Below are 24,814 nucleotides of genomic sequence, written 5' to 3'. Positions count from 1 at the left end.
TGAAATGCAATCCATTCCTTCTTTTTTTCTTTTGCTCCTTACGCTCTTCCAGAATCCAAAAAGCGATTTGCAGCCGGCGGATTATTCTGGCGGGGTCCGTCTGAACGTCACTGACTTTGGAGCAATCGGTGATAGTACAAGTGACAACACTGCACCGATCCAGCAAGTGTTGGACAAAGCAAGTCCTGGAGACACGGTATTTATTCCGGAGGGAAATTTTCTGGTGCGGACGCTTCAGCTCAGATCCGGAGTTCATTTGATTTCCAGGGGGATTTTAGCCCATCATGCTGATGCAAAATCCGGCGAGTATTCGATCGAAAAGCAAAACTCACCGAATCCACTTTTGAAGGGAGAAGGCGTGGCCGACATCTATATTTCGATTCGGGCAAAATCAAAAAATGAAGGCATACATCTCACCAAGTGCCAAAATATCCGAATCGTGAACTCCGATCTGGAGGGTGACTCCACCAAGTTCAGAGCCTACCCCGGCATCTTGGCTTTTCAAGTCAGCGGGCTTGATGTGAGCTCGACCCGCATTCACCACTTTGGCAGTGGCAGAACAGAGACTCACTCCTACCAGCCCGGCACAGGCATTCGGGTTCTCTCCAGCAACACAATTTCTATCCGGGATTCTGAGATTTTTCACAACGGAGAAAATGGCATTTTCATCCATGGCTCACGCAAAGCGGAAGTCCTGAATAATACTATCCACCACAATGGGATGTCTGCTATCCAAGTCGCTTTTGGGAACAGCGGAAAAGAAAACGACTACAATTTCTCCGGCAATATACTGGATCAAAACGCCGCTGATGGGATAGACATCAACAACCGCTCTCCCGAAAACGCCAAAGAGATCAACACGACTATCGCTTACAACCTGAGCTGCGACAATGGTTTTGTCAATGGAAAATCCACACCCGATGGTTCTGGATTTGGTACGCTGATCAATGTCTCCGATATCGTCATCTATCGCAATCAGGCCATCGGCAACAACCGCCCGGCACTGTATATCGAGGACTGCGGCACGCTTTTGACCAAAGAAAATCAAGCTGATAATCAGGTGGAAATAGTCCTGAATCTCGGTGAGCTCCGGATCGAATCCAGCCAGTACAGCAGTATCAATCTGATGGCAAACGCCAAAGCCAAGCGCATCCTGGTCAGAGACAGTAAAATCGGCTCGCTCTCTTTGCCAAACCAAATTGAAGTAGAGCAGTTTGAAGTACTTTCCAGCTCTTTTTCCCACGCACGATTTAATATCAATATGAAAGGGAATTTGATCCTGAGGGACAACGATTTAAAAAACACCAGTGATTCCAATGTATTGTTGTTGGCTAATGTTGACAGTGCCGTGATCGAAGACAATCGGATCGAAAGTCTAAAAACGACTGCGGTTGCAATTCGAAAACCTGCAAAGAATGTCCGTCTGAGCAGAAATCTGATTCGATCAAGTGGCCCGGTGATCTTTGACGAAGGCAGTCCCAATCTGCTAATTCAAGACAATACAATCGAGGTGATCCCTGGCGGGGAAGAAAACCTGACGCTGAAAAGCAACTTCCCCGACCGACTTCGTCTCGAGGGAAATGAGCATCTCGGTGCCGATGGAAAACCAACCCTGGTGTTCGTCGGCAAAGGAACTGCGACAGTCCAAGAAAAGCGGATCATCGGGACGACGGACTTTGCGGAGGTAAACGTAATTGAAAATTAATCTGAGCAAGTCATGAAAGTGAACCTGTATATCCCAACGCTAAATGGTGGCTCCAGAATGGAGGAGGTGGTGGCTGGAATTCAAAAGCAAACATTTCCGATCCACCGCCTAGTGATCGTCGATTCCGGCTCGACGGATGGTACGCTTGGATACCTTCAGGGGGTGGCCCATGACCTGATGACGCTGGACAAAAAAGACTTTGACCATGGCGGGACGCGTCATCTAGCGGTGACCAACTATCCCGATGCGGACGTTTTCGTCTTTTTGACCCAAGATGCCATCCTGGAAAATCCGGATGCCATCGAACGTATGGTTCAGGCCTTCCAAAGCAATCCCAAACTGGGAATGTGCTATGGTCAACAACTCCCCCACCGCAACGCCAAAGTGCTGGAGTCCCACTCTCGCCTCTTCAATTATCCTGATAAGTCCCAAATCCGTACGATTGAAGACCGGGACAGATTGGGCATCCGGACAATCTCCTGCTCTAATTCCTTTGCTGCCTATAGAAGTCAGGCCTATTTCGATGCGGGCGGTTTCCCCTCGGACAATATACTGGGGGAGGACGTGTTGATCGCCGGACAAATGATCTTGAAGGACTGGGAGATGGCGTATTTAGCAGAAGCAAGGGTTCGCCACTCCCATGATTATTCGGTGGCAGAGGAATTCAGACGGTATTTTGATATCGGAGTTTTTCATCGTGACAATCCCTGGATTTTCGAAAAATTCGGGACAGCGGGCAAGGAAGGCATGAACTACCTTAGATCTGAGCTAGCCTATGTGTGGAAAAACAATCCATTACTCTTACCTAAGACTATAGCTTCTTTAGCGGCAAAGTGGATCGGATATCGATTAGGCCTAATGCACCCTTCCCTGCCCCATTCGGCCAAATCTTCCCTTTCCATGCATTCTACGCATTGGAGAAAACACAAGTGAACCATTTTCCACATATTCGAGCCTTCTTGTAGCAGGTGTAAACAATGTGTGGAGTATCTCAAAAAATAGATTTCCACATTTTTTTCGGAAAAATTCTGCTTAAGTAAAACCTAGACCTTTTCAGAAAAACTACCCTCATTAACTGAGAAGGCACTTTTTTAAATTTTGAAAGTCAAATTTGGCACTTCTACTAACCTAAAAAATCTTTTTGATCTACTGACGCAATAGGTCGTGGTATGCTAATTGGAAATTGTTTGTCACCAACTACTATCACGATAAAATTCTTTCAATCATGGCAGCATTTAACCAAAACCAAGAATACGTACTCAGAGAGTACAGAGGGCAAGCCTCCCTTCCGACTTTTATAGACCTCTACCGCGTGTCCACAGACACCGTGCGAGAAGTGATCTTTGACGGGATCGAGATGACCACGCGCTTTGCCAAGCGAAGTTTTGATATTTTATTTTCCAGTGTGATAATGCTTCTCGGGCTTCCGATCTTCCTTACCGTTTTGTTGATCACCAAACTCAGCTCGAAGGGGCCTGCGTTTTACAAGCAAGAGAGAATCGGCAGAAACGGAATCCCTTTCTATATCTACAAGTTTAGAAGTATGATCGTGGAATCAGAAGTAAACGGTCCGCAAACGACTAGTGACGACGATCCAAGAATCACACCATGGGGAAACATTATGCGGAAAACACATTTGGACGAACTTCCCCAATTTTGGAATGTGCTAAAAGGCGAAATGTCTATTGTAGGCCCAAGACCAGAGCGAGCATTTTTTATTCGACAGATAACTGAAAAGGCACCTGCTTACTGGAAATTGCTCGCCTTGAAACCAGGAATCACCTCAATCGGACAAGTGGGCTATGGCTATGCGGAGAACGTGGATCAGATGGTAGAGCGCATGAAACTCGACCTGGGTTATCTACAGGAAGTTAACATTCTCACCGACTTGGAGATTATCTTCAAGACTGTGGGTACCATGATCGGAGGAAAAGGGAAATAACGAAAAACAGTAGATGGGAGATCAAAATCCCCTAGTTTCCTAAGGTTTAGCTGAAAAAGTTAAAGTCATGTAAATAAAAAACGCTAAAGCCGATGTCGGTTTTAGCGTTTTTTTGTTTTAAACTGAATGCAGTTTAGAATCCTACAAAGGCAGGTGGCTCGACGCCATTGGCCCTCAAATAAGCAATAGCGGAACCTCGGTGGTGGGTACTATGGTCGATCAACAGCGCTTCGACTTGTCTTCGAGTCACCTTGTTGCCGAACACTTCGATCTCCTCGGCAGCATCTGCATCACTCAACGCTTTGCAGGTCGCAATTCCGTAGTCATACGCATCCGCTACATACTTTGCCAAATCTGCTTTTGAAGCTGTCTCTAAATCTAACTTAGGGGCATCTTCTGCTCCCTTGAGAAATCCCTGTGAGATTCCGACTATGGCATCGCCGATGTGGCTGATCTGCTCTTTGAAGGACATTGCTCCAGGGTCGGTCTTGTAGTCCATTCCCGAATCCGGCATTTTTGCCAGCACGTCCAGGGTGAATTTTTTGCTGTTTTCAAACTTGGATAGAAATTCATTCTCCGAGGTTTGTGCTTGAGCGAGCGATACAAAAAGCATCAGGCTTGCAGAAAAAAACACTGCAAATGAAAGTTTAATAGACGTTTTCATGGGTAAGATTTTTGGTTTATCGTTAAAGTTCTGCTATTCCCGATTCAATTCAAATGGAAAACCTAATTTTGATCCATGAAGAAACTGTTGGCTCTGCCGCTTGTCATTTTAGGTTTGACCGCCTGCGAAAACACCTGGCTACCCAAACCTACCGGATATAACAAGATTGATTTACCCCCGCATTCGTTCGAAAGCCTTGACGGAGACTATCCCTATGAGCTGGATTATGCCCAAGCCAGTCAGGTTGAGGCGGATTCTTTTAACCTGGCGGAAAAGGCTTGGATCAACCTGAATTACAAAGATTTCGGAGCCAAAGTCCATCTGACCTACAAGAAAATCGGCCCAGAAGGCGCCGACTTTGAATCCCTTTCGAGCGATGCTTTCAAGCTCACGGCTAAGCACCAAATCAAAGCCTACGGAATCGAGGAGGGCATTCTGGTGACACCGAACGGATACACAGCAGTTGTGGCAGAACTTTCCGGAGAAGTTCCGACCCAGTTTCAGTTTTTCGTAACTGACTCTACGCGACACTTCCTTCGCGGAGCTTTGTATTTCAACACAGCCATGAAAAACGACTCACTTGCACCGGTCATCGAATACATCAAGATCGACATGACCCATCTGATGAATTCGGTCAAGTTTGTCGATTAACTCTCCGGACGGGTTTACCCATATTTGATCCCAAGCAGCAATTGACCCTTAGCTCTTGCTTTTTGCTACTTTGACAATGAAAAAATCCTGCCTCGGTAGATGAGACAGGATTTTTCCGATTATGGAAACCTAGCAGAACTAGTTAATGTAGATTTTTCCAGGCTTTGATGATGATCCCTCCGCCTACAAGGGCGATTACTGCCGCAATTGCTCCTCCGACCATATTTCCATAGATAAAGAAACCGGTGGAAAACAATGCCGCATAGACCATAACAGTCCCAGTCAGCATCAATCCCAATTCTTTTGGCAAAGCACCTTGATCTTGCTTTTCAGCAGGATATCTGTCCAATACTTTTTTCCAGCCAAATGCGGCGGGTGTTACTTTTCTGTAAAAAGACAATAGCACTTCATCTTTCTCAGGTGCGGTAAGGAAGGTTACGAGCAACCACCCCACTGTCGTAATCGAAACGGAATAAACCAATTTCAAATAGGCTTGGTTTTCCGGGATCAAGATCCAGTTTACTTTCGGGTTGATCACTTCAAAGAAGATCGCAACCACGAAAGAAATCGCCATCGCGGAGATCTCGGTGTAGGCGTTGATTCTCCACCAAAACCATCTCAGGATAAAGATCAAACCCGTACCAGCACCGATCTGAAGCAAGATATTGAACGCATCCAAGGCTGACGAAAGTGCCAAAGCCAACACAGCTGAGAGTGCCATCAATGCCACTGTGGAGATCCGTCCCACTGCTACCAATTGCTTGTCTGTAGCTTCAGGTTTGACAAATCTCAGATAAAAGTCATTCACAATATAGCTTGATCCCCAGTTAAGGTGCGTCGAAAGTGTAGACATCACTGCCGCAATCAATGACGCGAGCACGATACCGATCAAGCCAGTCGGAAGATAGGTAAGCATCGCAGGATAGGCCAAGTCATCGCCCAGTTTGTCCGCAGGAATGTGGGGGAATGCAGTCTGCAAGTCTGAAATATTCGGGAAGATCACCAAAGATGCCAATGCAATAAGGATCCAAGGCCATGGTCTCAACGCATAGTGCGCAATGTTGAAAAACAAGGTCGCCCCGATTGCATTTTTTTCGTCTTTCGCAGAAAGCATACGCTGGGCGATGTAGCCTCCACCGCCTGGCTCTGCACCAGGATACCATGTCGCCCACCACTGGATGGCGATCGGCATGATGAACAACGGAATGTACACATTAGGATCGTTGAAGTTCGGCAGAAAATCGAGCTTGGTCGCGACGACTTCGTGTGACAAGAGGTTGCCCAAAGAGCCAATTTCCGGAAGGTCTAGGATAAAATAGGCCGCTCCGAAAGAGCCGATCATCGCAATAAAGAACTGGAAGAAATCTGTCAATAAAACCCCTTTCAAGCCACCTAAGGAAGAATAAACCACGGTCACTATAGAAGCGATCAATAAAGTCTGAACCGGTGAAAGACCCAACATGACTCCGCCGATTTTGATGGCGGCAAGGGACACCGTCGCCATGATGACCACGTTGAAGAATACTCCCAAATAAATCGCACGAAAAGCTCTCAAAAAGGCGGCTCCTTTGCCGGAGTAGCGCATCTCGTAAAACTCCAAATCTGTCGTCGCTTCCGATCTTCTCCAGAGCTTGGCATATACAAACACGGTCAGCATCCCCGTCAGCAAAAACGCCCACCAGGCCCAGTTGCCCGCCACACCGTTTTTACGGACGATGTCAGTCACCAAGTTTGGCGTGTCGGCAGAGAAGGTGGTCGCCACCATGGAGACCCCCAGAAGCCACCAGGGCATGTTTCTGCCGGAAAGGAAAAACTCTTTGGCAGAGCTCCCGGCAGATTTAGCAGTAAACAGACCGATGAGCAGTGAGATAATAAAGAAGGCTGCAATGATGCCCCAATCCAAGGCCGTAACATTCATAGAGTTTGGGTTTAAACCAGCGGACAATTAACAATTTTTTTTTCTAAGGAATGACACCTTCTTTAATATTTTTGAAAAATAAAAGCCTAAATCGGGCTCATGTCTTTCTTTATATCTTTTACAAAAACAAAATCAGCAAATTTTCTTTTCTTCCCTATTTTCGCAAAATGATTCCAAACTTGATCCCTACGCTTTCCAAGTCGTACGCTATCCTTGAAAATCAGTCAATTAAAGTCACCCCACTCGGTGAAGGGCTGATCCACGAAACTCTCTTGCTGGATAACGGGACAAATAAGTGGGTTCTCCAGGGATTTAATGAAGCGGTTTTCAACTTCCCGGACCGAATCGATCATAATCTATCAGTTCTGAGTATTCATGCAAAGACGCACCCTCTGCCTTTCCTACTTCCTCTACCAATACTCAATAATTCAGGAAAAGGGCTAACTGAACTCCAAGGGAAAAAGTATCGGCTTTTCGATTTTGTCCAGGGCACTACCCTTCAACATATCAGCGATCCCAATCAAGCCTACATTGCTGCGCTTGCTTATGGCGAATTTGCCAGCTGGGCAAAAGAGATCAGCGGCGAACGGATGCAGGAAACCATCCCGGATTTTCATCGCTTGGACCTTCGCTTCGAAAAATTGATTCTGGCATCAAATCAGAAAAACAATCTAAGTGTGGAGGAGACCGAGATTTTAGACTTTTACCTCAGCCAGCAGCTTCTCGTAGACTGGTACCTGAATCGACTAAACCACTTGCCTCTCCGAATCACGCACAACGACACCAAGATCAACAACCTGATTTTCTCAGAAGATCTGTCTAGCGTGAAAGCACTGATCGACCTTGATACCCTGATGGGTGGTTTTCTGATGTATGACATCGGGGATCTGATCCGGACGGTCACTTGCAGCCTGCCGGAGACGGCAACGCAGTGGGATGCGATCCATCTGATTCCGGAGATTTTTGAGGAATTGCTGAAAGGCTACTGGCGGGGCGTGAAGGATGTCGCAACTGCCGAAGAAGCCAAGTCCTTGCTTTTTGGCGGAGAAATTATGACGCTCATTATGGGATTGCGGTTTCTCACAGACCACCTCCAGGGAAATATCTACTATCGGGTTAGCTATCCCGAGCAAAACTTTCACCGAGCCAAAAACCAGATGATCTTCCTCCAAAGCCAGCAGGAGCAACGCCCGACTCTAAAAAACCTTTGGGAAGAAATCACAGGCATGCAGCCTTGATCTGCGACAATTGATTTCAAAGTTTTGGCTTTTGACTTGTCTGAGGCTTAATTTGCTTTTCCCAAAAAACAGCTCACTTGTCAGGAATCTTTGATACCAGAATCGAATACCTCAAAGGCGTCGGCCCCCAAAAGGGCGAGTTGCTAAACAAGGAGCTTAACATTTTCACCTATGGGGAAATGCTCCAACATTACCCCTTTCGCTACGAGGACCGCACGAAGTTTTTTAAGATCCGCGAACTCAGCGACGAACTCGAAAGCATCGAAGTCATTGCCAGAATCAAAAAGATTGAGCTGATCGGCATGGGTGGCAAAAAGCGTCTTGTCGCATATGTTTTTGATGATACCGGCGAGATGGAGATGACTTGGTTTAAAGGTATTCAGTGGGTGCAGCGGAAACTGAGGGCGGGCGCGGCGTACATTTTTCTGGGAAAACCCGCTCAATACGGCCGAAAATGGAGCATGGCCCATCCAGAAATGGAACCCGTCACAGCAGCTAACGAAACCCGAAACAACTTCCAACCCGTCTATTCCACAACGGAAAAGCTTCGTGCAAAATTTCTCGATTCCAGAGGGCTTTCCAAGATCTTGGAACAATTGGTTCCGCAGGTTTATCCGCAAATCCCAGAGACACTTTCTCCGGAAATCCTTCAGCAATACCAACTGATCGGAAAGCCCGAATCAATCCGACAGATTCATTTCCCCACCGCTCCTGATCTCCTCAATCGGGCTAGGAAACGACTGAAGTTTGAAGAGTTTTTTTACCTCCAGCTCCGCCTGCTGATGATGAAAGTGACCCGAAGTGAAAAGTCCCGGGGACAAGTGCTCGGCAGCACTGAACTGCTGACAGATTTTTATAAAAACCACATCCCATTCGAGCTGACCAATGCGCAGAAGCGGGTGGTCAGAGAGGCGTTCACCGACCTGAAATCCGGCAAGCAGATGAACCGTCTGATCCAGGGAGACGTCGGAAGCGGCAAGACGATGGTGGCGTTTATCTGCATTTTGATCGCGATCAGTTCCTGCGCGCAAACTTGCCTGATGGCGCCGACGGAGATTTTAGCCAACCAGCACTATGCAGGACTAAAGGAATATGCCGATATGATGGGGCTGAAGATTGCATTGTTGACTGGTTCGGTAAAAAAGTCTGCTCGCAAAGTCATCCATGAGGAACTACTCAACGGCGAGTTGACAATCCTGATCGGCACGCATGCCGTGCTGGAAGATGTGGTGCAGTTTCAAAATCTCGGTTTGGCAATCGTCGACGAGCAGCACCGCTTTGGAGTAGCTCAACGGGCCAAACTTTGGGCGAAAAACGAGCAGTTCAATCCGCACGTCTTGGTCATGACGGCCACGCCCATCCCGCGGACTTTGGCCATGACACTCTATGGAGACTTGGATGTGTCAGTGATCGACGAGCTGCCTGCGGGGCGAAAACCGATTCAGACCGTGCACCGCTACGACAAGGATCGGCTAAAAGTCTTCGGATTCATCCGGGAGGAAATCGAAAAGGGTCGCCAGATCTACATCGTATACCCTTTGATAGAAGAATCCGAAACACTGGATCTAAAAAACCTGATGGATGGCTACGAAAGCATCGCGAGGGCTTTCCCCCAATATCCCCTCAGCATCGTCCACGGAGGCATGAAATCCGATGCCAAGGACTATGAAATGCAGCGCTTTGTAAAAGGCGAGACCAAGATCATGGTGGCAACTACCGTCATCGAAGTGGGCGTGAACGTGCCTAATGCTTCCGTGATGATCATCGAAAATGCGGAGCGGTTTGGACTTTCTCAGCTTCACCAGCTACGCGGAAGGGTTGGACGCGGAGCCGAGCAAAGCTATTGCATCCTGATGAGCAAGTACGAGCTGTCCAAAGACTCGCGCGTTCGGCTCGACACCATGGTCCGCACCAACGACGGATTTGAAATTGCCGACGTCGATCTCAGATTACGCGGGCCGGGTGATCTGATGGGAACACAGCAGAGTGGAATTACCGATCTACTGATCGCAGACCTAAGTAAGGACGCGCCGATTCTGACTTTGGCTAGAGATGCCGCGCAGCAGCTTTTGGCGAATGATCCGGAGCTGAGTCAACCTGACAATTCACCGATTTTGAGACAGATCAAGCAGCAAAAGAAGACGGCGGTAAATTGGAGTAGGATCAGTTAAAGAATTGAAATCGGGAGTTGTAAATTTTTGTAAGTAGTGAGTAGTAAGGGGTCGAATGCGGAAAATTGCTTTGATCCCTTTTCACAACTGTAAATCATACTTCGTAAATCCTAAATCAGCTTTTTTTCCCAAAAAGACCTGCGATCCGTCTAAAAAACTGCTTTTCTTTTTCCCAAAAAAACTTAAACTGGCCAAAGATGAATCCATAGATCAATAGAATGATCTGATAAAGGGGCAAGACAAGCAGGAGATAGAGTGTCGTGTTGACGAAGCCTCCTTTTTCTACTCCAAAAAAATCCAGGATGGGATTTTTGATAAATAAAATGGTAAAGCCCGTGCAGGCAAAGACGACCAAGACCAAAACCACCTGAAGCAAGCTTTCCAGTTTCCACTTAGTCTGAAGTCGCTGAAGGAATCCTGGCTTTTCGTTTTGGTCTGGCATGCGGCAAAAGTAATAAGAAACAGTCTAAATAAAAGAGCCGGAAAAGTCCGGCTCCAACTATTAATTAACCTTGAAACTCAATTTTTCAATTTTCAAATCCGCCAATCTTAAAATTATTCCCAGACAAACACTCCCTCGTTGAGATTTTTGAGCGCCTGCAATTTGTATTGTGCATCCACCAATACGGAGACATTGTGACGGCTGCCGCCATAGGAAACCATCCGAACGGGAATATCCTCCAAGGAATCCATCACCGATTTGATCGCTCCTTTGGTTTCGGATACCATATTTCCGACGATGCAAATGATGGTCTGGTTCTGATCAACCTCCACGGTACCCAAAGCCTGCAACTCAGACATGATCTGATCCAGGTGAGTCAAATCATCGATCGTCACAGACACCGCGACTTCCGAGGTTGTGATCATGTCGATCGGAGTCTTGTACTTTTCAAACACTTCGAAGATTCTCCTTAAAAAGCCATAAGCCAAGAGCATGCGACTGGATTTGATCTTGATTGCGGTGATCCCATCCTTAGCTGCAATCGCTTTCACACCTGTAGTATCCACTTTCTCCTTAATCAGGGTGCCATGCGCCGAAGGCTCCATAGTATTGAGCAATCTTACCGGCACATTGTACATCTGCGCTGGCCAGATAGAAGCCGGATGCAAGATTTTTGCTCCGAAATAGGCTAGCTCGGCCGCTTCGTCAAATGACATTTCCGCGATTGGACGTGTACGGTCTACCATTCTCGGATCATTGTTGTGCATGCCGTCAATGTCCGTCCAAATCTCGCAGACCGAAGCTTTGATGGCAGCGGCGATCAGCGAAGCAGTGTAGTCGCTTCCTCCGCGCTTCAGGTTATCGACCTCATTTCGGTTGTTTTTGCAGATGTAGCCTTGGGTGACGAAAAGCCTTCCGTCGGGATTGCTGGCCAAGATTGAGGTAAGCTTTTCAGAGATTTTACCCAACTCCGGCTCCGAGTTCTCATCGATGCTCATGAAGTCCAGGGCCGGAAGGAATACTGCCGGGATTTCTAATTCTTGTAACAGGGTATAAAACAACTTGGTAGAAAGCAATTCTCCCTGCGCAAGAATATCCCGGTTGATCGCCTCATTGAACGATATTTTCAACAGGATATTCAAAAACTCAAAATGTTCTTTAATGATCTCTTCTGCTTTGGCCTGAGCTGGTGCTGTTTTAAGCAACGCCGGATAAAATGCCAGATAGTGCGCATGGAGTGCGTCAATGCGTGTTTTCGCCAGATCTTTGTCAGCAGCGGCTAGCGCTTCGCCGATGCCTACCAAACCATTGGTCGTACCAGACAGCGCGGATAAAACGACGATTGTTGGTTCGTCTCCACGGGTTACCAGGTCTTTCACCTGATGCATGCGTTCAGGACGGCCCACGGAGGTACCACCGAATTTCATGATTTTCATAAAGTATTGCGTATTATAGGTTAATAGGTTTTTTTAGAATCCCAGCATTTTCACCGCTGTGATGGCAGCTTCATCGCCTTTGTTGCCGTGCTTTCCACCGGCGCGGTCCATGGCCTGCTGCTGGGTATCGGGAGTCAATACCCCAAAGATCACCGGCTTGTTGAACTTCAGGCCTACATTGGTAATCCCATGAGCAACGGCATCGCAAATGAAATCAAAGTGGCGCGTCTCTCCCTGAATCACGCAACCAAGGCAAAGTACCGCGTCGATACTTTCGTCCTGCGCACACCACTGCGCGGCAAGTGTGAGCTCAAATGAACCGGGCACATTCTTTCGGATGATGTTTTCTTTCTTCGCTCCATGCTGAAGCAAAGTCTGATATGCAGCTGAAAAAAGAGATTCTGTCACTTCTTCGTTCCACTCCGAGACGACGATTGCGAATTTTCTAGCGCTGATGTCCTGGATATTTTTGGAGCTGTGCGCGCTAAGGCTTTTGAGGGCAGTTGCCATGAAATGTTGATTTTGAAAAGGGTTTGAACAAAAAAGGAGCAAGACCGTTGGCCTTACTCCTCTAACTCATGCGGTACACACACCTGCATTACTTAGCGGCAAGGCCTTCTAAGCGAGCTTTGTGTTTTCGTGCAGCAGCATATTCAAATGACTCGTAGTATTTCTCTTCGATCTCCGCATAGGTCGCGATCGCGTCCGCTACCTTACCTGCCTCTTCCTGCGCTACGGCAAGTTTCGCCAAATATTTAGGAGTAGTGTATTTGTTCTCATTGGTACTCGCAGCCTTGGTGTAGCTTGCAATTGCCTTATCCACGTTGCCCAATTCTAGATTTGCATCGCCAACTAAGGAAACAGCTTTAGACTGCACCAAGTAATCGTCTGAAGAGAAATCTTCCAAATGGGTCAATGCGTCTTGGAAATTCTTCTGAGAAAGGTAGATTGAGCCGATGTAGAAATGCGCCAGATTTGCAGCATCAGTTCTTGGATAGTCTTCCACAATAGTCAAAAATCCTTTGTTGATGCCGTCACCATTCAGCGCGAAGTCGATGCTGTCTTGCTCAAAGAAATAAACCGCCTGAAACATCTCAGCCTGAGCCTTCTCGTTTTGATTTTGGTTGTTGATCTGGAAGAAAAGAATTCCGCCGATCAGAATTACGGCCGCAGCCAATACTCCTCCAAGTACTTTTGTATTTTGTTTCAGAAAAGCCTCGCCTCTACCAATTCTCTCTGCGATTTCATCTGGGTTTTCCAAAAGATCGTGATCAGCTGCTTTTCTTGTTTGTTTTGTTGCCATGTTACTCAAATTTCGGACGCAAATATACGGTTTTTATCAAATACACAAGTCCTCATAAAAAAGCCATGAATTCTTTCAGACTTCATGGCTCTCCCGGGATAAGAATCCAGCTTTATTCCATTACAAACGGATAGTCTTCCTGGACATATACGTCCTTGAAGGCGTCCTGTCCGTCTGGCAACGGTGACTCTTCAGCAAATTTCACGGCGTCGTCTACCTGCTTTTTCACCTTCTTGATGATGGCGTCGATTTCTTCTTCAGTCATGATCTTATTATCCCTGATCGTAGCCAATACCTGCTCGATCGGGTCACGCTGCTTGTACTCTTCGACTTCTTCTTTGGTACGGTATTTCTGAGGATCAGACATGGAGTGCCCTTTGTACCGGTAGGTACGAAACTCCAACAAAGTAGGCCCATCGCCTCTTCTCGCTCTGTCGGCGGCTTCTGATACCGCTTCGTGGATCGCTTCCACGTTCATGCCGTCCACTGGAAAAGATGGGATGTCGTATGCCTCACCGATTTGGTATAGTTCTGTCACATTGGAAGTTCGAGCCACGGAGGTTCCCATCGCGTAGCCGTTGTTTTCGATCACGAAGATCACCGGCGTTTTGTATAGCATCGCCAAGTTCAAGGATTCGTGAACTGCGCCCTGACGGACTGCACCGTCACCCATGTAGCAGATTGCCAGGTTTTTGGTGCCTTTGTATTTTTCAGCCCAGCCGAGTCCCAAGCCCATCGGTACCTGCGCACCGACGATCCCATGACCGCCTGCGAAATTTTTTTCCTTGTCAAAGATGTGCATCGAGCCGCCTTTTCCTTTGGTGGTGCCTGTAGCTTTGCCAAACAGCTCAGCCATGATCGCTCCCGGATCGGTACCCAACCCCAGTGGGTGGGCATGACAACGATAGGCAGTGATCCACTTGTCGTCTTTGGTCAAAGCACTGATAGAGCCCGAAGCACAGGCTTCCTGTCCAATATAAAGGTGACAGAACCCACGGATTTTTTGCTGACCGTAAAGTTGCCCTGCTTTCTCCTCAAACCTCCTCATTAAGAGCATGCTTTCGTACCAAAAGCTGTAGGTTTCCTTCGAATATTTTACTTTGGACTTGGTCGCTGCAGTTTTCTTTGCCATATCGTAATGATCAAAATATGCTATTTTAGGCCCCAAATATAGCAATCCCGACCTAAAAATCAGGCTACTGTTAAAATAATTACCGCCGCATGCATCTGGAGTCCGTCGATTTAATCCAGTTTAAAAATCACCTGAAAACCAACCTGGAGTTTAGCCCGCAGCTAAACTGCATCATGGGTTTGAATGGCAGCGGTAAGACAAACATTTTGGATGGGATCCACTATCTGTCGCTCACCAAAAGTGCCGTCCAGAATAGTGATTCCCTGAATATCTCGCACGGCCAGGATTTTTTTGCGATAAAAGGAGCATTCAGTTTGAGCAAAAAGAACCTGGAAGTCCGCTGTACCTTTGAGTCCGGGAAGAAGAAGCTCATCTACCAAAACGGCAAAGCGCTCGACAAAATCAGCGATCACGTCGGGATGATTCCGCTGGTGTTGATCGCTCCGGACGACACCGAACTGATCAAAGGTGGTAGCGAAGGACGTCGGAAGTTTTTTGACGGACTGATCTCCCAATTGGATCATCTCTACCTCGACCACCTGATCCGTTACCATCATTTTCTAAAGCAAAGAAACGCGCTGCTCAAGCAATTTGCAGAAAGTGGCAGAAGAGATCTCACTCTACTCGGAACCTATGACCAAGAGCTGATTCGGCTAAGTGTGATCTTGGCAAAAAGACGCATGGCCTTGATGGAGGAAATGGCGCCGTCTTTTCAGGATCATTACGCGGACATCGCCAATAGACAGGAGGAAGTCGCTGTCAGCTATGAAACCGAGGCCTTGAGAGCGGACTTTGAATCGTATTTTCTGAGCCTTCGGCAAAAGGATCTGGCAACCAAAAACAGCAATGCGGGAATTCACAAAGACGATTTTGAATTCCGAATCGGTGCTCATCCGATCCGAAAAATCGGCAGTCAGGGCCAGCAGAAGTCCTTCATCATTGCGCTGAAGTTGGCCCAGTTCCAGATTTTTGAGAAAGCAAAAGGCGAAAAGCCGCTGTTATTGCTCGACGATATCTTCGACAAACTTGACGATGAGCGGATTGCCAAGCTGATGGAGCTGATCTCTCATCGTACCTTTGGGCAGATCTTCCTGACCGATGCGCGGCCGGAGCGCTCCAAAAAGATTCTGGGCGATTTGGACGCGGAAGTGAAGTTTTTCGAAGTGGAGCTGGGAGCCGTAAAAAAATAAAAAGAGACCGAAGCCTCTTTCTTTACGTTAAGCGATATCCAAAGTTGAACTCTAGATTGATCGGCCAAATGCCGCCAGAGCCAGTCCATTCCTAATAATAGATTGGTCCGACATTGCTTAGCAAGGTCCATCGTCCAAATACTCTTTTGGAACGGAGTTGATAATGTTTGAGACGAAATTCTTTTGAATTCTGTGCAAACAAAATCGTGTAGATCATTAACAGATTCAGTGCGGCAATGCGATTCTTGTACATTTATTCTTACTTTCTTTTTAAGGGCCGCTAAGACTTCTCATAAAAAAGTGTCAGAAAATACCCTCAAAAGGGTTTTTCCCGGCAGTCTTTGTAATAGAAAAGAGGCCGAAGCCTCTTACTATCAATTCCACAGGTCCGCAGGATATTCTCCGGAGTCGTGCAGCTTTTTCAGCGCTTCGATCACCACAGGCTTGTCCTCCGTATAGGTTACTCCAAACCACACTTTGCCGCCTTCCAGGATTTCGAAAGCCGCTTTGTCTTCTTTGATCAAGTTGTTGGCAACGGTGGGAATGTAGAATTCAGACTTCAAATTCCCCAGATTGGATGGTAGAAAATCATTCCACATACGTTCGATATCTGCGAAGGCATCTTGATGAAATCCCCAAAAGTTCATGCTTACGGGCGTGTTTTCTGCAATTTCCAAGAGTTCATTTTCTCCTTTGCTTACAATCTTGCCGCCTTCTCTTGCGATCGAAGTCCGCTCTACCATCCCTATCAGTTGCCCCTTCTCGTTGGTATCACATACACCGCGGCTGACTGTGCCATTTTCGGAAAGCACATTTTGAACCGCATAGCCAACCATGGCATGCAGGTCCGGCTTCACGTCCGTAGATAGGAATTTCCCCAAAACATCAAATGCTTCCTTACCATAAAAGTCATCCGCATTGATTACAGCAAAGGGTTCTTTGATGACATTCTTCGCACACAGCACCGCATGGGCAGTACCAAAAGGCTTCACGCGGTCTGCTTGCTTCAATTCTGCCGGGACAAAACTATCCAGCGACTGGATCACCCAGTCCACGTCGATCTTGCCTTCCAGCTTCGGGAGAAATTTTTCCCTGGCTACTTCCAGAATCTCCTCCCGGACGATGAAGACCACCTTGCCAAATCCAGCTCGGATCGCATCAAAAATAGAATACTCTAAGATAGTCTCGCCATTTGGGCCAAATCCATCGATTTGCTTGGTTCCTCCGTATCGACTGCCCATTCCGGCGGCCAGTACCAAGAGTGTTGGTTTTTTAGTCATAGTATTAGGTTGAAAACTGTGGCAAAAATAGTTCTTTATGCTCCACAGGCAAATTAGCATCTAAACCTATCTTCCGTGTCGCATTTGCCATGTTTGATAAAAATGCAGGTAAAAATACTCATCTAGAGTCTTTACATCCCCCACTTTTCCAAATATTTACACTTTATTTAACAAACCAAGGTATTTTTTAAACCATAACTACGCATAGTTCTAATTTTTATCTTACTTTCATGCCATAATCTCAAAAAACCACTTAATCTATTGTAAAAAATGAAAAAAATAGAAGCGATCATCCGAACCTCTCGCTTTGATCAAATCCATCTGTGCGTCTCTAAACTAGGAGTCAACTTCCTTTCTTTCTATGAGATCAAAGGGATGGGATTTGAGCATGCCCGGCCCGAAATGTACCGCGGTGTGGCATACGAACCCACCTATATTCCTCGCACCAAGTTGGAGATCGTCGTGCCTGACGAAATAGCTCCTTCGGTGATCAAGTGTATTCTCACTGAAGGAAAAACCGGTGAAGTTGGAGATGGAAAAATCTTTGTGACCGATGTACTCGAGGCCTACCGAATCCGCAATAACGATACCGGCGAAGCCGCTCTTTAAGACCTATTGAAAACCACCTCACCTATTTTAGACTCATGGAAGAAATACCTGTACAAGACCTTTTCACGGTCAACAATCTCTGGATGATGATTGCCACGACGATGGTTTTCGTCATGCACTTGGGATTTGCCACGCTGGAAGCTGGGCTAACCCGGTCAAAAAACACTGTAAACATCCTCTTTAAAAATACCATTATCCCCGCTATCGGCTTACTGTCATATGCTATCGTTGGGTTCAATCTGATGTATCCTGGAGCCGACTTTGCGGGAAGCTTCTTCGGTTTTGCCGGTTTTGGATTGACGTTGCCAGAGGGATGGGACACGAGCAACTACAATGCTGGCTACACCTATTTTACTGACTTCATCTTTCAGGCCATGTTTGCTGCTACAGCAGCGACCATCGTATCGGGAGCTGTAGCTGAGCGGGTCAAACTCGGCCCTTTTATCACTTTCTCTATCCTCTATGTTGCGTTCATCTATCCGATCGTCGGAATGTGGAAGTGGGGCGGAGGATTTCTCAACACACTGGAAACCCCATTCTACGACTTTGCAGGCTCTACCATCGTCCACTCTGTTGGCGGATGGGGAGCATTGGTTGGCGCTTTCCTTTTGGGCCCACGAATCGGCAAATACACGCCTCAGGGCATGAAAGCTATGCCAGGGCACAACCTTCCCATGGCAACTATCGGCGTATTCTTGCTGTGGTTTGGCTGGTTTGGATTCAACGGCGGCTCGGTACTGAGTGCTGATCCGGGATTGGTATCCAAAGTGTTTGTGACCACTTGCTTAGCGGCAGCCGCAGGAGCGATTGGGGCACTGATCGTCTCCTACCTAAAATTCAAAAACTACGACATCACCATGGTGCTCAACGGAATCTTAGCCGGTCTCGTCGGTATCACCGCCGGAGCTGACCAAATGGGTGTCTTTGACTCTATCATCATCGGTGTTGTCGGTGGCGCACTGGTCGTGTTCGGAGTCGTGTTATTTGATAAAATAAAAATTGACGATCCAGTCGGTGCCATCTCTGTCCACTTAGTGGGTGGCGTGTGGGGCACTTTGGCGGTCGGCATTTTTGGCGACCTCGCAGGATTTGACCAAGTGATTTCCCAATTGATCGGGATCGGAGCTGTAGGCTTGTTTTGCTTTGTGTCCGCATTTTTGATTTTCTTCATTCTAAAGAAAACCGTGGGTATACGTGTCGACGAAAAAGAAGAAATCGAAGGCTTGGATATCAACGAACACAGCATGCGTGCCTATCCGGACTTCGCCACTCGAGATTAACAACTAGTAGATACAATCAACCACCAACCCAAGAGCCCTGAATGTAAAAATTCAGGGCTTTTCTCTTTTCAAGCTAAAAAGCTGTTACAAAATACCGGTTGAGAATCGGCCGATGACTCAGGCCAAAGGATGCATAACACCAGTCTCTAAACTCCTCAAGTTCTGCGGGAACCAGATAGCGGATTCCTTTTTTCAATTCTCGTTCAAACAAATAAGTACTAAAACTTACTTTCAGCAAAATGGTCTTCACATATTCAAGCATGGCCATAATGATTTGGGTTTATTAACTGATTTTAAGCAAAGAAACGAGGGCTATTACCAAGATGTTACGTTATTTTTGAAATCCCTAAGTATAGAATAATCCCTACTTTCGCATCCATGACAAAAACGATGCTCCGCCTTGCTTTCGTATATCTCTCCTTTCTTCTTGTAAGTTTTGGACATGCCCAAGATGTCAAAATAGACTTGGGTCCGGATCAAATCGGGCTAAATGAGACCTTTACAATCAAAGTCACGCTATCCAACGACAAGATCAAATCCTATGACCAATTTCCCGAAATAGCGGGATTTCAGAAGCAGGGAATTTCTCAGTCTTCCTCGATGAACATCATAAACGGACAGATGAGCAGTTCCAACAGCATCATCCAATACTACAAACCCACAAGGAAAGGGCAGTTTACCCTGGGCAGCTTTAGCGTGCAGATCAATGGAGAAGCGTTCACTTCCCCAGGTAAGTCCATCACTGTGGGGGATGCTGCCAACAATCAGAGCTTTGGGGGAAATCCAACCGATCCTTTCGCCGAGTTTTTTGGCCGTAGCGCCGAAGAACCTGAATATGTCGAAATGGACGACGATGCTTTTTTTGCCGTGTCCGTGGACAAAAAGGAGATCTTTGCGGGCGAAGGATTCAACCTGAATATTGCCTTTTACATGTCCGAACAAAACCGGGCTCCCTTCGAATTTTACGAGCCTGGCAGACAGCTGGACGCGATCCTCAAAAAACTTAAGCCAAACAATGCTTGGGAAGAAAACTTCAACATCACCAACATCCAACCCGAGATAGTCGACATTAATGGCAAGAGATGGATGAGGCATAAAGTATACGAGGCCTCTTTCTTCCCATTTTCCGAAGGAACTATAGAAATCCCACAGGTACCCTGGGAAATGATCAAATATAAAGTCGCAAAAAACCCTACTTTCTTTGGTGCCAATCGTCAGGAAGACTTCAAGACTTTCTACTCCACAGGACATACGATCACGGTGAAACCGCTTCCTCCCCACCCGCTCAAAAACGAGGTGAGTGTCGGGGTTTTTCAACTAAGAGAAAATATCACCAACCTGGAGGTGGAGACTGGCAAGGGTTTCGAGTACAATTTCGGAGTCAGTGGCATCGGAAACATCAATTCCGTGTCACCCCCCAAACGACTGCCCGGAGCGAACCTAAACACCTTCGATCCCAATGTGCGCCAACAGGTCAACCAAGGCTACGGTCGAGTGTCGGGCATCAAGGAATTCAACTACTACATCACCATCAACGAGGCCGGAGAATACGAGCTCGACGATCATTTTCAGTGGATCTATTTTGATCCGGTGAGGGCGGTCTACGACACGCTGATGCCTCAGGCAAAGATTTTAGTGACCGGCGAAAGCAAAGTAAATCAGGCCATTTCTGGCCAGAGGCTCGGAGGAATCTACGACAGAATTGATTCCGAAAGCAATCAGTTTTCAAACGAGCAATATAAATACTATTTTACGACCGTAATCAACTTGCTTCTACTCGGTGCAGTCGCCCTGCTGGCGGTTTTGATAATCAAGAAAAAATAATGGGAAATTCATTTGGCAAGCTTTTCAAGATCACCACGTTTGGTGAATCACACGGAAAAGCCCTGGGAGCTATTGTGGAAGGATGTCCGGCTGGATTGGTATTGGATGAGGAGAAAATTCGTCTCGAAATGCAGCGAAGGAAGCCCGGACAGTCCAAGATCACCACCCAACGCAAGGAAGAAGACGAATTTGAAATCCTATCTGGCGTATTTGACGGCAAGACCACCGGTACGCCTATCGGTATCGTGATCCAAAACTCCGATCAGAAGAGTAAAGACTACTCCCATATCTCAGACAAATTCCGTCCTTCCCACGCCGACTACACTTACTTCGAAAAGTACGGGATCCGTGACTACCGCGGAGGAGGCCGCTCCAGCGCACGCGAGACCGCTGCCCGAGTAGCCGCCGGTGCTATCGCAAAGCAATTTTTGGGTGCAAAAGGAATCAGTATCCAGGCCTTTGTATCTCAGGTAGGCGATTTGATTTTAGAAAAAAGCTACACAGAACTCAACTTGGATTTGGCAGAGGAAAACATCGTCCGATGTCCTGATCCAGAGCTGGCTGAACAGATGATCTCACTCATCGATACCGTGCGCCATGATCGCGACACCATCGGTGGAGTGGTCACGTGTGTGATCAGGAATACCCCTCCAGGCCTGGGCGAACCGGTATTCGACCGACTCCATGCCGAGCTGGGTAAGGCCATGCTGAGCATCAATGCGGTGAAAGGTTTCGAATACGGCAGCGGCTTCGAAGGGGTGAAAATGCGGGGTTCTCAGCACAATGATACCTTTGTCAACGATGCCGGTCAAATCCATACGCTCACCAACCACTCCGGAGGAATTCAGGGCGGAATCAGCAACGGCGAAGACATCTATTTCCGGGTAGCCTTCAAACCTGTCGCCACCATCATGCAGGACCAGGAATCCTTGAACGAAGCAGGTGAAACCGTCACCGTCAGCGGCAAAGGCCGGCACGACCCATGCGTAGTGCCACGTGCAGTACCGATCGTGGAGGCTATGGCGGCCTTGGTCATAGCTGACTACTTTCTTTTGTCCAAGTCCAATAAATTGAATCAAATATAAAACCGCCAGCGATTGAAAAAGAAGAAGAAAATACCCTTGCATACTCAGATTATCCTAGGTCTCGTACTCGGGTTAGTCTTTGGACTGGTGGTGATCAAGACTGGAATCCCTAATTCATTTACGCTGAATTACATCAAACCGATTGGTACCATTTTCATCAATTCACTCAAGATGATTGCCGTACCACTAGTACTTGCTTCACTCATCATCGGTGTGGCCAATCTGGGAGACATCTCGAAACTAAGCCGGATTGGCGGCAAAACCATAGGGATCTATCTTTGTACTACCGTTGTGGCTATCTCGGTCGGATTGGGACTGGTGAATATCTTTCGCCCCGGAAAAAGTCTTCCTATCGAAACCAGAGAAAACCTGATGCAACTCTACCAAGGCGATGCCGGTGCCAAGGCAGGTCAAGCCACTGAGATTCAAGAGCAAAGTCCGCTTCAGCCCCTCGTGGACATCGTGCCCGATAACATCTTCGCTGCCACTGCTAACAACGGCGCCATGCTTCAAGTGGTGTTTTTTGCACTACTCGTCGGAGTAGCGCTCTTGCAGATTCCAAAGGCAAAAGCCGACCCTATCATCGTCTTCTTTGATGGATTCAACGAAGTCATCATTCAGATCGTCAATTACATCATGCTTGTGGCTCCCTATGGGGTTTTTGCGTTGATGGCCTCTCTTATCGTCGAGATCGCCGGAAACAACCCTGACTCAGCGGTTCAACTTCTCCTCGCGCTGCTCAAGTATAGCTTGGTGGTATTAGGTGGCTTAGCACTGATGGTATTGGTCGTGTACCCACTCTTACTGAGAGCCTTCACCAAAGTCCCGTACAAAGACTTCTTTAAAGCGATCCGACCGGCTCAACTTCTTGCCTTCACTACCTCGTCTAGTTCGGCAACACTTCCGGTGACCATGAAGCAGACAGAAGAGGAAATCGGAGTTTCTGAAAACATCTCCAGCTTTGTATTACCTCTTGGAGCTACCGTGAATATGGATGGGACCAGCCTGTACCAAGGGGTCGCTGCAGTTTTTATCGCACAAGCGCTTGGAATGGATCTTAGTATCACACAGCAGTTGATGATCGTATTGACCGCAACGCTAGCTTCTATCGGCTCGGCTGGTGTGCCTGGCGCTGGCTTGATCATGCTGATTATCGTACTGGAATCGATCCAGGTGCCAGCTGCGGGAATCGCCTTGATTATTGCTCCTGACAGGATCTTGGACATGTTCCGAACGGTCGTCAACGTAACCGGAGACGTGGTGGTAACCACGGTAGTGGCAAGCACCGAAGGGGAATTACCCGAGGGATTGATTCGAAAAGCGAATCCGTTCACAGCTAATGAAAGTGTACAGGAGGAGTTGTAAACCTCCAAAAAGCACAAAAAAGCCCGGGTTTAGATCCGGGCTTTTTTATGCTCAATAGTTTTTCAGAAAGGCAATCAAGCGATCAAACTCCTCGGCCGTAATCGCCGGAAAATTTGCAATCCGGAAGCTCGTCGGCTTATGTGGGCCATAGCCGCTTCCCAGCTGCATTCCTTCTTTTTCAGCAGCTTTTTTCACCGCTGCTATCAGCTCTTCCTTTCCGGCCACAGCCATCACGGTTGTGCTTCGAGTGTCGGCGTTGTCCACCAGCATTCTGAGTTTGTCTGACTGGGCAATGGTATTTTCCAGCTTGCTCATCCGGGCTCTAAGTCGGGCGTCGACGTGCTGAATTTCTTCCAGATCCTTCAAAACTCGGTTGAGCAGGTAGATCCCAAAGACATTCGGCGTGTAGTGGGTCTGGTATCCCGCAGCATTTTCCAGCATAAAGCTCAGACTATTGTAGCGGCCTTTTTCACCTTTGCTTTGAGATTTCTCGATGGCTTTTGGGGAAAGAATCAGAAAGCCCAAACCCGCCGGGAGGCCGAAGCATTTCTGCACCGATCCATACCAGATATCAGCCAAACCAAAGTCAAGCTCGATACCTCCCATCGAGGAAGTCGTGTCCACTGCGATCATTTTTTCCGGGAATTTCTCGCCTATCGATTCCAAAACCGACATCGGAACCTGCGTCGCATTGGCAGTTTCATTTTGCGTGATCGCGATCAGGTCAAAGGACTCCCCGATATCGAGCCCTGCGACGTCCAAGGCTTGATTGGCTTCAAGTTTCAAAGAGCCAGTTGCAGGGATAATGTGCTTGGCAAACTCCACCCATTTTTTCCCGAAGGAACCCGAGTAAATATGAAAGCTCGCCTGCTCCACGATGGACTGGGTGATGATTTCCCAGTTTTCGGTTGCCGAGGAAGTGAACAATAGCTTGTAGTCATCCGGCATGTGGAGCTTGTCGCGCATCAGCTGCTCGGTCTCCTGATAGAGATGCATGAACGCCCCACTGCGGTGGTTGGCACTGAGGATCCCCTGATCGTAGGCATCCTGCATGTACTTGGGGAGCGCGTCGTAAACCTTAGACGGGCCCGGAGCAAAAGTGATCATAGTGCTGGTGTGTGGAGAAAATAAGTAATGCCGAGTTCGTAGCCTTTGAGTCCCAAGCCTGAGATCATGCCGACGCAAGACTTGGAAATGATGCTTTTGTGGCGAAACTCCTCGCGCTTGTAAATATTCGAAATGTGGACTTCGAGCGTCGGTGTGGTCACGCCGGAGATCGCATCCGAGATCGCCATCGAAGTATGCGTATAACCTCCGGCGTTGAGTAGGATGGCGTCAAAGCTGAATCCCACTTCATGGATCTTATTGATCAGCTCTCCCTCCACATTACTTTGGTAGTAGTGAAGTTCGACCTGGGGAAAGCGCTTCTTCAGTTGTTCAAAATAGTCTTCGAAAGATTCGCTTCCGTAGATTTCCGGCTCACGCTTTCCGAGCAGATTCAGATTGGGGCCGTTGATGATTTGGATTTTCATGTATTTTTGATTTGATCTTCAATGGCCACATAGCCCGTCCCGGTAAA

The 24,814-nt window shown here is 47.4% G+C and carries 23 protein-coding genes; 12 read left to right on the top strand and 11 right to left on the bottom strand.

Going from position 1 to position 24,814, the window contains the following annotated elements:
- Positions 1 to 4 precede the first annotated feature (4 nt).
- The 3 genes from ABD031_RS17490 (at position 5) to ABD031_RS17480 (ending at position 3,647) form a co-directional block, all read left to right on the top strand.
- Entirely contained in the window at positions 5 to 1,705 is a 1,701-nt protein-coding gene (locus ABD031_RS17490) for a right-handed parallel beta-helix repeat-containing protein (RefSeq protein ID WP_343853815.1), read from the top strand.
- Positions 1,706 to 1,717: 12 nt separating this feature from the next.
- The gene (locus ABD031_RS17485; RefSeq protein ID WP_343853813.1) at positions 1,718 to 2,638 is read left to right on the top strand and encodes a glycosyltransferase family 2 protein; all 921 of its coding nucleotides are present in this window, start codon (positions 1,718 to 1,720) and stop codon (positions 2,636 to 2,638) included.
- A 292-nt stretch (positions 2,639 to 2,930) separates the two neighbouring features.
- Positions 2,931 to 3,647 carry a sugar transferase gene (locus ABD031_RS17480; protein ID WP_343853812.1) on the top strand — a complete coding sequence of 239 codons (717 nt, stop codon included), beginning with the start codon at positions 2,931 to 2,933 and terminating at the stop codon, positions 3,645 to 3,647.
- A gap of 133 nt (positions 3,648 to 3,780) precedes the next feature.
- On the opposite strand, the gene ABD031_RS17475 is transcribed toward ABD031_RS17480, so the two are convergent.
- A complete protein-coding gene (locus ABD031_RS17475) occupies positions 3,781 to 4,311 on the bottom strand; it encodes a DinB family protein (RefSeq protein WP_343853811.1) in 531 nt (176 codons plus the stop codon).
- A 75-nt stretch (positions 4,312 to 4,386) separates the two neighbouring features.
- On the opposite strand from ABD031_RS17475, the gene gldD reads away from it, so the two are divergent.
- Positions 4,387 to 4,962, top strand: a complete 576-nt coding sequence (gene gldD, locus ABD031_RS17470) for a gliding motility lipoprotein GldD (RefSeq protein WP_343853809.1) — start codon at positions 4,387 to 4,389, stop codon at positions 4,960 to 4,962.
- Positions 4,963 to 5,104: 142 nt separating this feature from the next.
- Here gldD and ABD031_RS17465 read toward each other — a convergent pair whose 3' ends face one another.
- Positions 5,105 to 6,880, bottom strand: a complete 1,776-nt coding sequence (locus tag ABD031_RS17465; protein WP_343853807.1) for a sodium:solute symporter family protein — start codon at positions 6,878 to 6,880, stop codon at positions 5,105 to 5,107.
- Positions 6,881 to 7,047: 167 nt separating this feature from the next.
- Here ABD031_RS17465 and ABD031_RS17460 point away from each other — a divergent pair, with 167 nt between their 5' ends.
- Complete coding sequence (locus ABD031_RS17460; protein WP_343853806.1) at positions 7,048 to 8,118, top strand: phosphotransferase enzyme family protein; 1,071 nt, start codon at positions 7,048 to 7,050, stop codon at positions 8,116 to 8,118.
- Between the two features lie 77 nt (positions 8,119 to 8,195).
- Positions 8,196 to 10,289 (top strand): ATP-dependent DNA helicase RecG, encoded by a 2,094-nt coding sequence (recG, locus tag ABD031_RS17455; RefSeq protein WP_343853804.1) that lies wholly within the window; start codon positions 8,196 to 8,198, stop codon positions 10,287 to 10,289.
- A 115-nt stretch (positions 10,290 to 10,404) separates the two neighbouring features.
- Here the strand turns inward: recG and ABD031_RS17450 are convergent, their stop codons facing one another.
- The 5 genes from ABD031_RS17450 to pdhA all read right to left on the bottom strand — a co-directional run bounded on the left by ABD031_RS17450 (position 10,405) and on the right by pdhA (position 14,602).
- Entirely contained in the window at positions 10,405 to 10,731 is a 327-nt protein-coding gene (locus tag ABD031_RS17450) for a DUF6787 family protein (RefSeq protein WP_343853803.1), read from the bottom strand.
- A 113-nt stretch (positions 10,732 to 10,844) separates the two neighbouring features.
- A complete protein-coding gene (locus ABD031_RS17445; protein ID WP_343853801.1) occupies positions 10,845 to 12,167 on the bottom strand; it encodes an aspartate kinase in 1,323 nt (440 codons plus the stop codon).
- 33 nt (positions 12,168 to 12,200) lie between these two features.
- The gene (gene ribH / locus ABD031_RS17440) at positions 12,201 to 12,677 is read right to left on the bottom strand and encodes a 6,7-dimethyl-8-ribityllumazine synthase (protein ID WP_343853800.1); all 477 of its coding nucleotides are present in this window, start codon (positions 12,675 to 12,677) and stop codon (positions 12,201 to 12,203) included.
- An 88-nt stretch (positions 12,678 to 12,765) separates the two neighbouring features.
- Positions 12,766 to 13,470: a tetratricopeptide repeat protein gene (locus tag ABD031_RS17435; RefSeq protein WP_343853799.1), complete on the bottom strand. Its 705-nt coding sequence runs from the start codon at positions 13,468 to 13,470 to the stop codon at positions 12,766 to 12,768.
- Between the two features lie 112 nt (positions 13,471 to 13,582).
- Positions 13,583 to 14,602 carry a pyruvate dehydrogenase (acetyl-transferring) E1 component subunit alpha gene (gene pdhA, locus ABD031_RS17430; protein ID WP_343853797.1) on the bottom strand — a complete coding sequence of 340 codons (1,020 nt, stop codon included), beginning with the start codon at positions 14,600 to 14,602 and terminating at the stop codon, positions 13,583 to 13,585.
- An 89-nt stretch (positions 14,603 to 14,691) separates the two neighbouring features.
- Between pdhA and recF the strand changes: the two genes are divergently transcribed.
- On the top strand, positions 14,692 to 15,792 hold the full coding sequence (recF, locus tag ABD031_RS17425; RefSeq protein ID WP_343853796.1) for a DNA replication/repair protein RecF: 1,101 nt from the start codon (positions 14,692 to 14,694) through the stop codon (positions 15,790 to 15,792).
- Between the two features lie 374 nt (positions 15,793 to 16,166).
- Here the strand turns inward: recF and ABD031_RS17420 are convergent, their stop codons facing one another.
- Complete coding sequence (locus ABD031_RS17420) at positions 16,167 to 17,072, bottom strand: nucleotidyltransferase family protein (RefSeq protein WP_343853795.1); 906 nt, start codon at positions 17,070 to 17,072, stop codon at positions 16,167 to 16,169.
- A gap of 270 nt (positions 17,073 to 17,342) precedes the next feature.
- On the opposite strand from ABD031_RS17420, the gene ABD031_RS17415 reads away from it, so the two are divergent.
- Both ABD031_RS17415 and ABD031_RS17410 read left to right on the top strand, forming a co-directional pair.
- Positions 17,343 to 17,681 carry a P-II family nitrogen regulator gene (locus tag ABD031_RS17415; protein ID WP_343853793.1) on the top strand — a complete coding sequence of 113 codons (339 nt, stop codon included), beginning with the start codon at positions 17,343 to 17,345 and terminating at the stop codon, positions 17,679 to 17,681.
- Between the two features lie 35 nt (positions 17,682 to 17,716).
- Positions 17,717 to 18,961, top strand: a complete 1,245-nt coding sequence (locus ABD031_RS17410) for an ammonium transporter (protein ID WP_343853792.1) — start codon at positions 17,717 to 17,719, stop codon at positions 18,959 to 18,961.
- Positions 18,962 to 19,034: 73 nt separating this feature from the next.
- On the opposite strand, the gene ABD031_RS17405 is transcribed toward ABD031_RS17410, so the two are convergent.
- Entirely contained in the window at positions 19,035 to 19,223 is a 189-nt protein-coding gene (locus ABD031_RS17405; protein WP_343853920.1) for a hypothetical protein, read from the bottom strand.
- A 116-nt stretch (positions 19,224 to 19,339) separates the two neighbouring features.
- On the opposite strand from ABD031_RS17405, the gene ABD031_RS17400 reads away from it, so the two are divergent.
- The 3 genes from ABD031_RS17400 to ABD031_RS17390 are packed head-to-tail and all read left to right on the top strand — an operon-like array spanning position 19,340 to position 23,235.
- Complete coding sequence (locus ABD031_RS17400; protein ID WP_343853790.1) at positions 19,340 to 20,785, top strand: BatD family protein; 1,446 nt, start codon at positions 19,340 to 19,342, stop codon at positions 20,783 to 20,785.
- Positions 20,785 to 21,870: a chorismate synthase gene (gene aroC / locus ABD031_RS17395; RefSeq protein ID WP_343853789.1), complete on the top strand. Its 1,086-nt coding sequence runs from the start codon at positions 20,785 to 20,787 to the stop codon at positions 21,868 to 21,870. The genes ABD031_RS17400 and aroC overlap by 1 nt, the downstream gene beginning before the upstream one ends.
- A gap of 12 nt (positions 21,871 to 21,882) precedes the next feature.
- A complete protein-coding gene (locus tag ABD031_RS17390) occupies positions 21,883 to 23,235 on the top strand; it encodes a dicarboxylate/amino acid:cation symporter (protein ID WP_343853788.1) in 1,353 nt (450 codons plus the stop codon).
- 51 nt (positions 23,236 to 23,286) lie between these two features.
- Here ABD031_RS17390 and ABD031_RS17385 read toward each other — a convergent pair whose 3' ends face one another.
- Together ABD031_RS17385 and aroQ are read right to left on the bottom strand one after the other, a co-directional pair.
- A complete protein-coding gene (locus ABD031_RS17385) occupies positions 23,287 to 24,342 on the bottom strand; it encodes an aminotransferase class V-fold PLP-dependent enzyme (protein ID WP_343853787.1) in 1,056 nt (351 codons plus the stop codon).
- Positions 24,339 to 24,767: a type II 3-dehydroquinate dehydratase gene (aroQ, locus tag ABD031_RS17380; protein WP_343853785.1), complete on the bottom strand. Its 429-nt coding sequence runs from the start codon at positions 24,765 to 24,767 to the stop codon at positions 24,339 to 24,341. Before aroQ ends, ABD031_RS17385 begins: the two co-directional genes overlap by 4 nt.
- Between the last annotated feature and the right edge of the window lie 47 nt (positions 24,768 to 24,814).

Origin of the sequence: Algoriphagus jejuensis (genome assembly GCF_039523455.1) — a bacterium.
GTDB classification, from domain to species: Bacteria; Bacteroidota; Bacteroidia; order Cytophagales; family Cyclobacteriaceae; genus Algoriphagus; species Algoriphagus jejuensis.
This window is presented reverse-complemented; position numbering and strand designations above follow the sequence as displayed.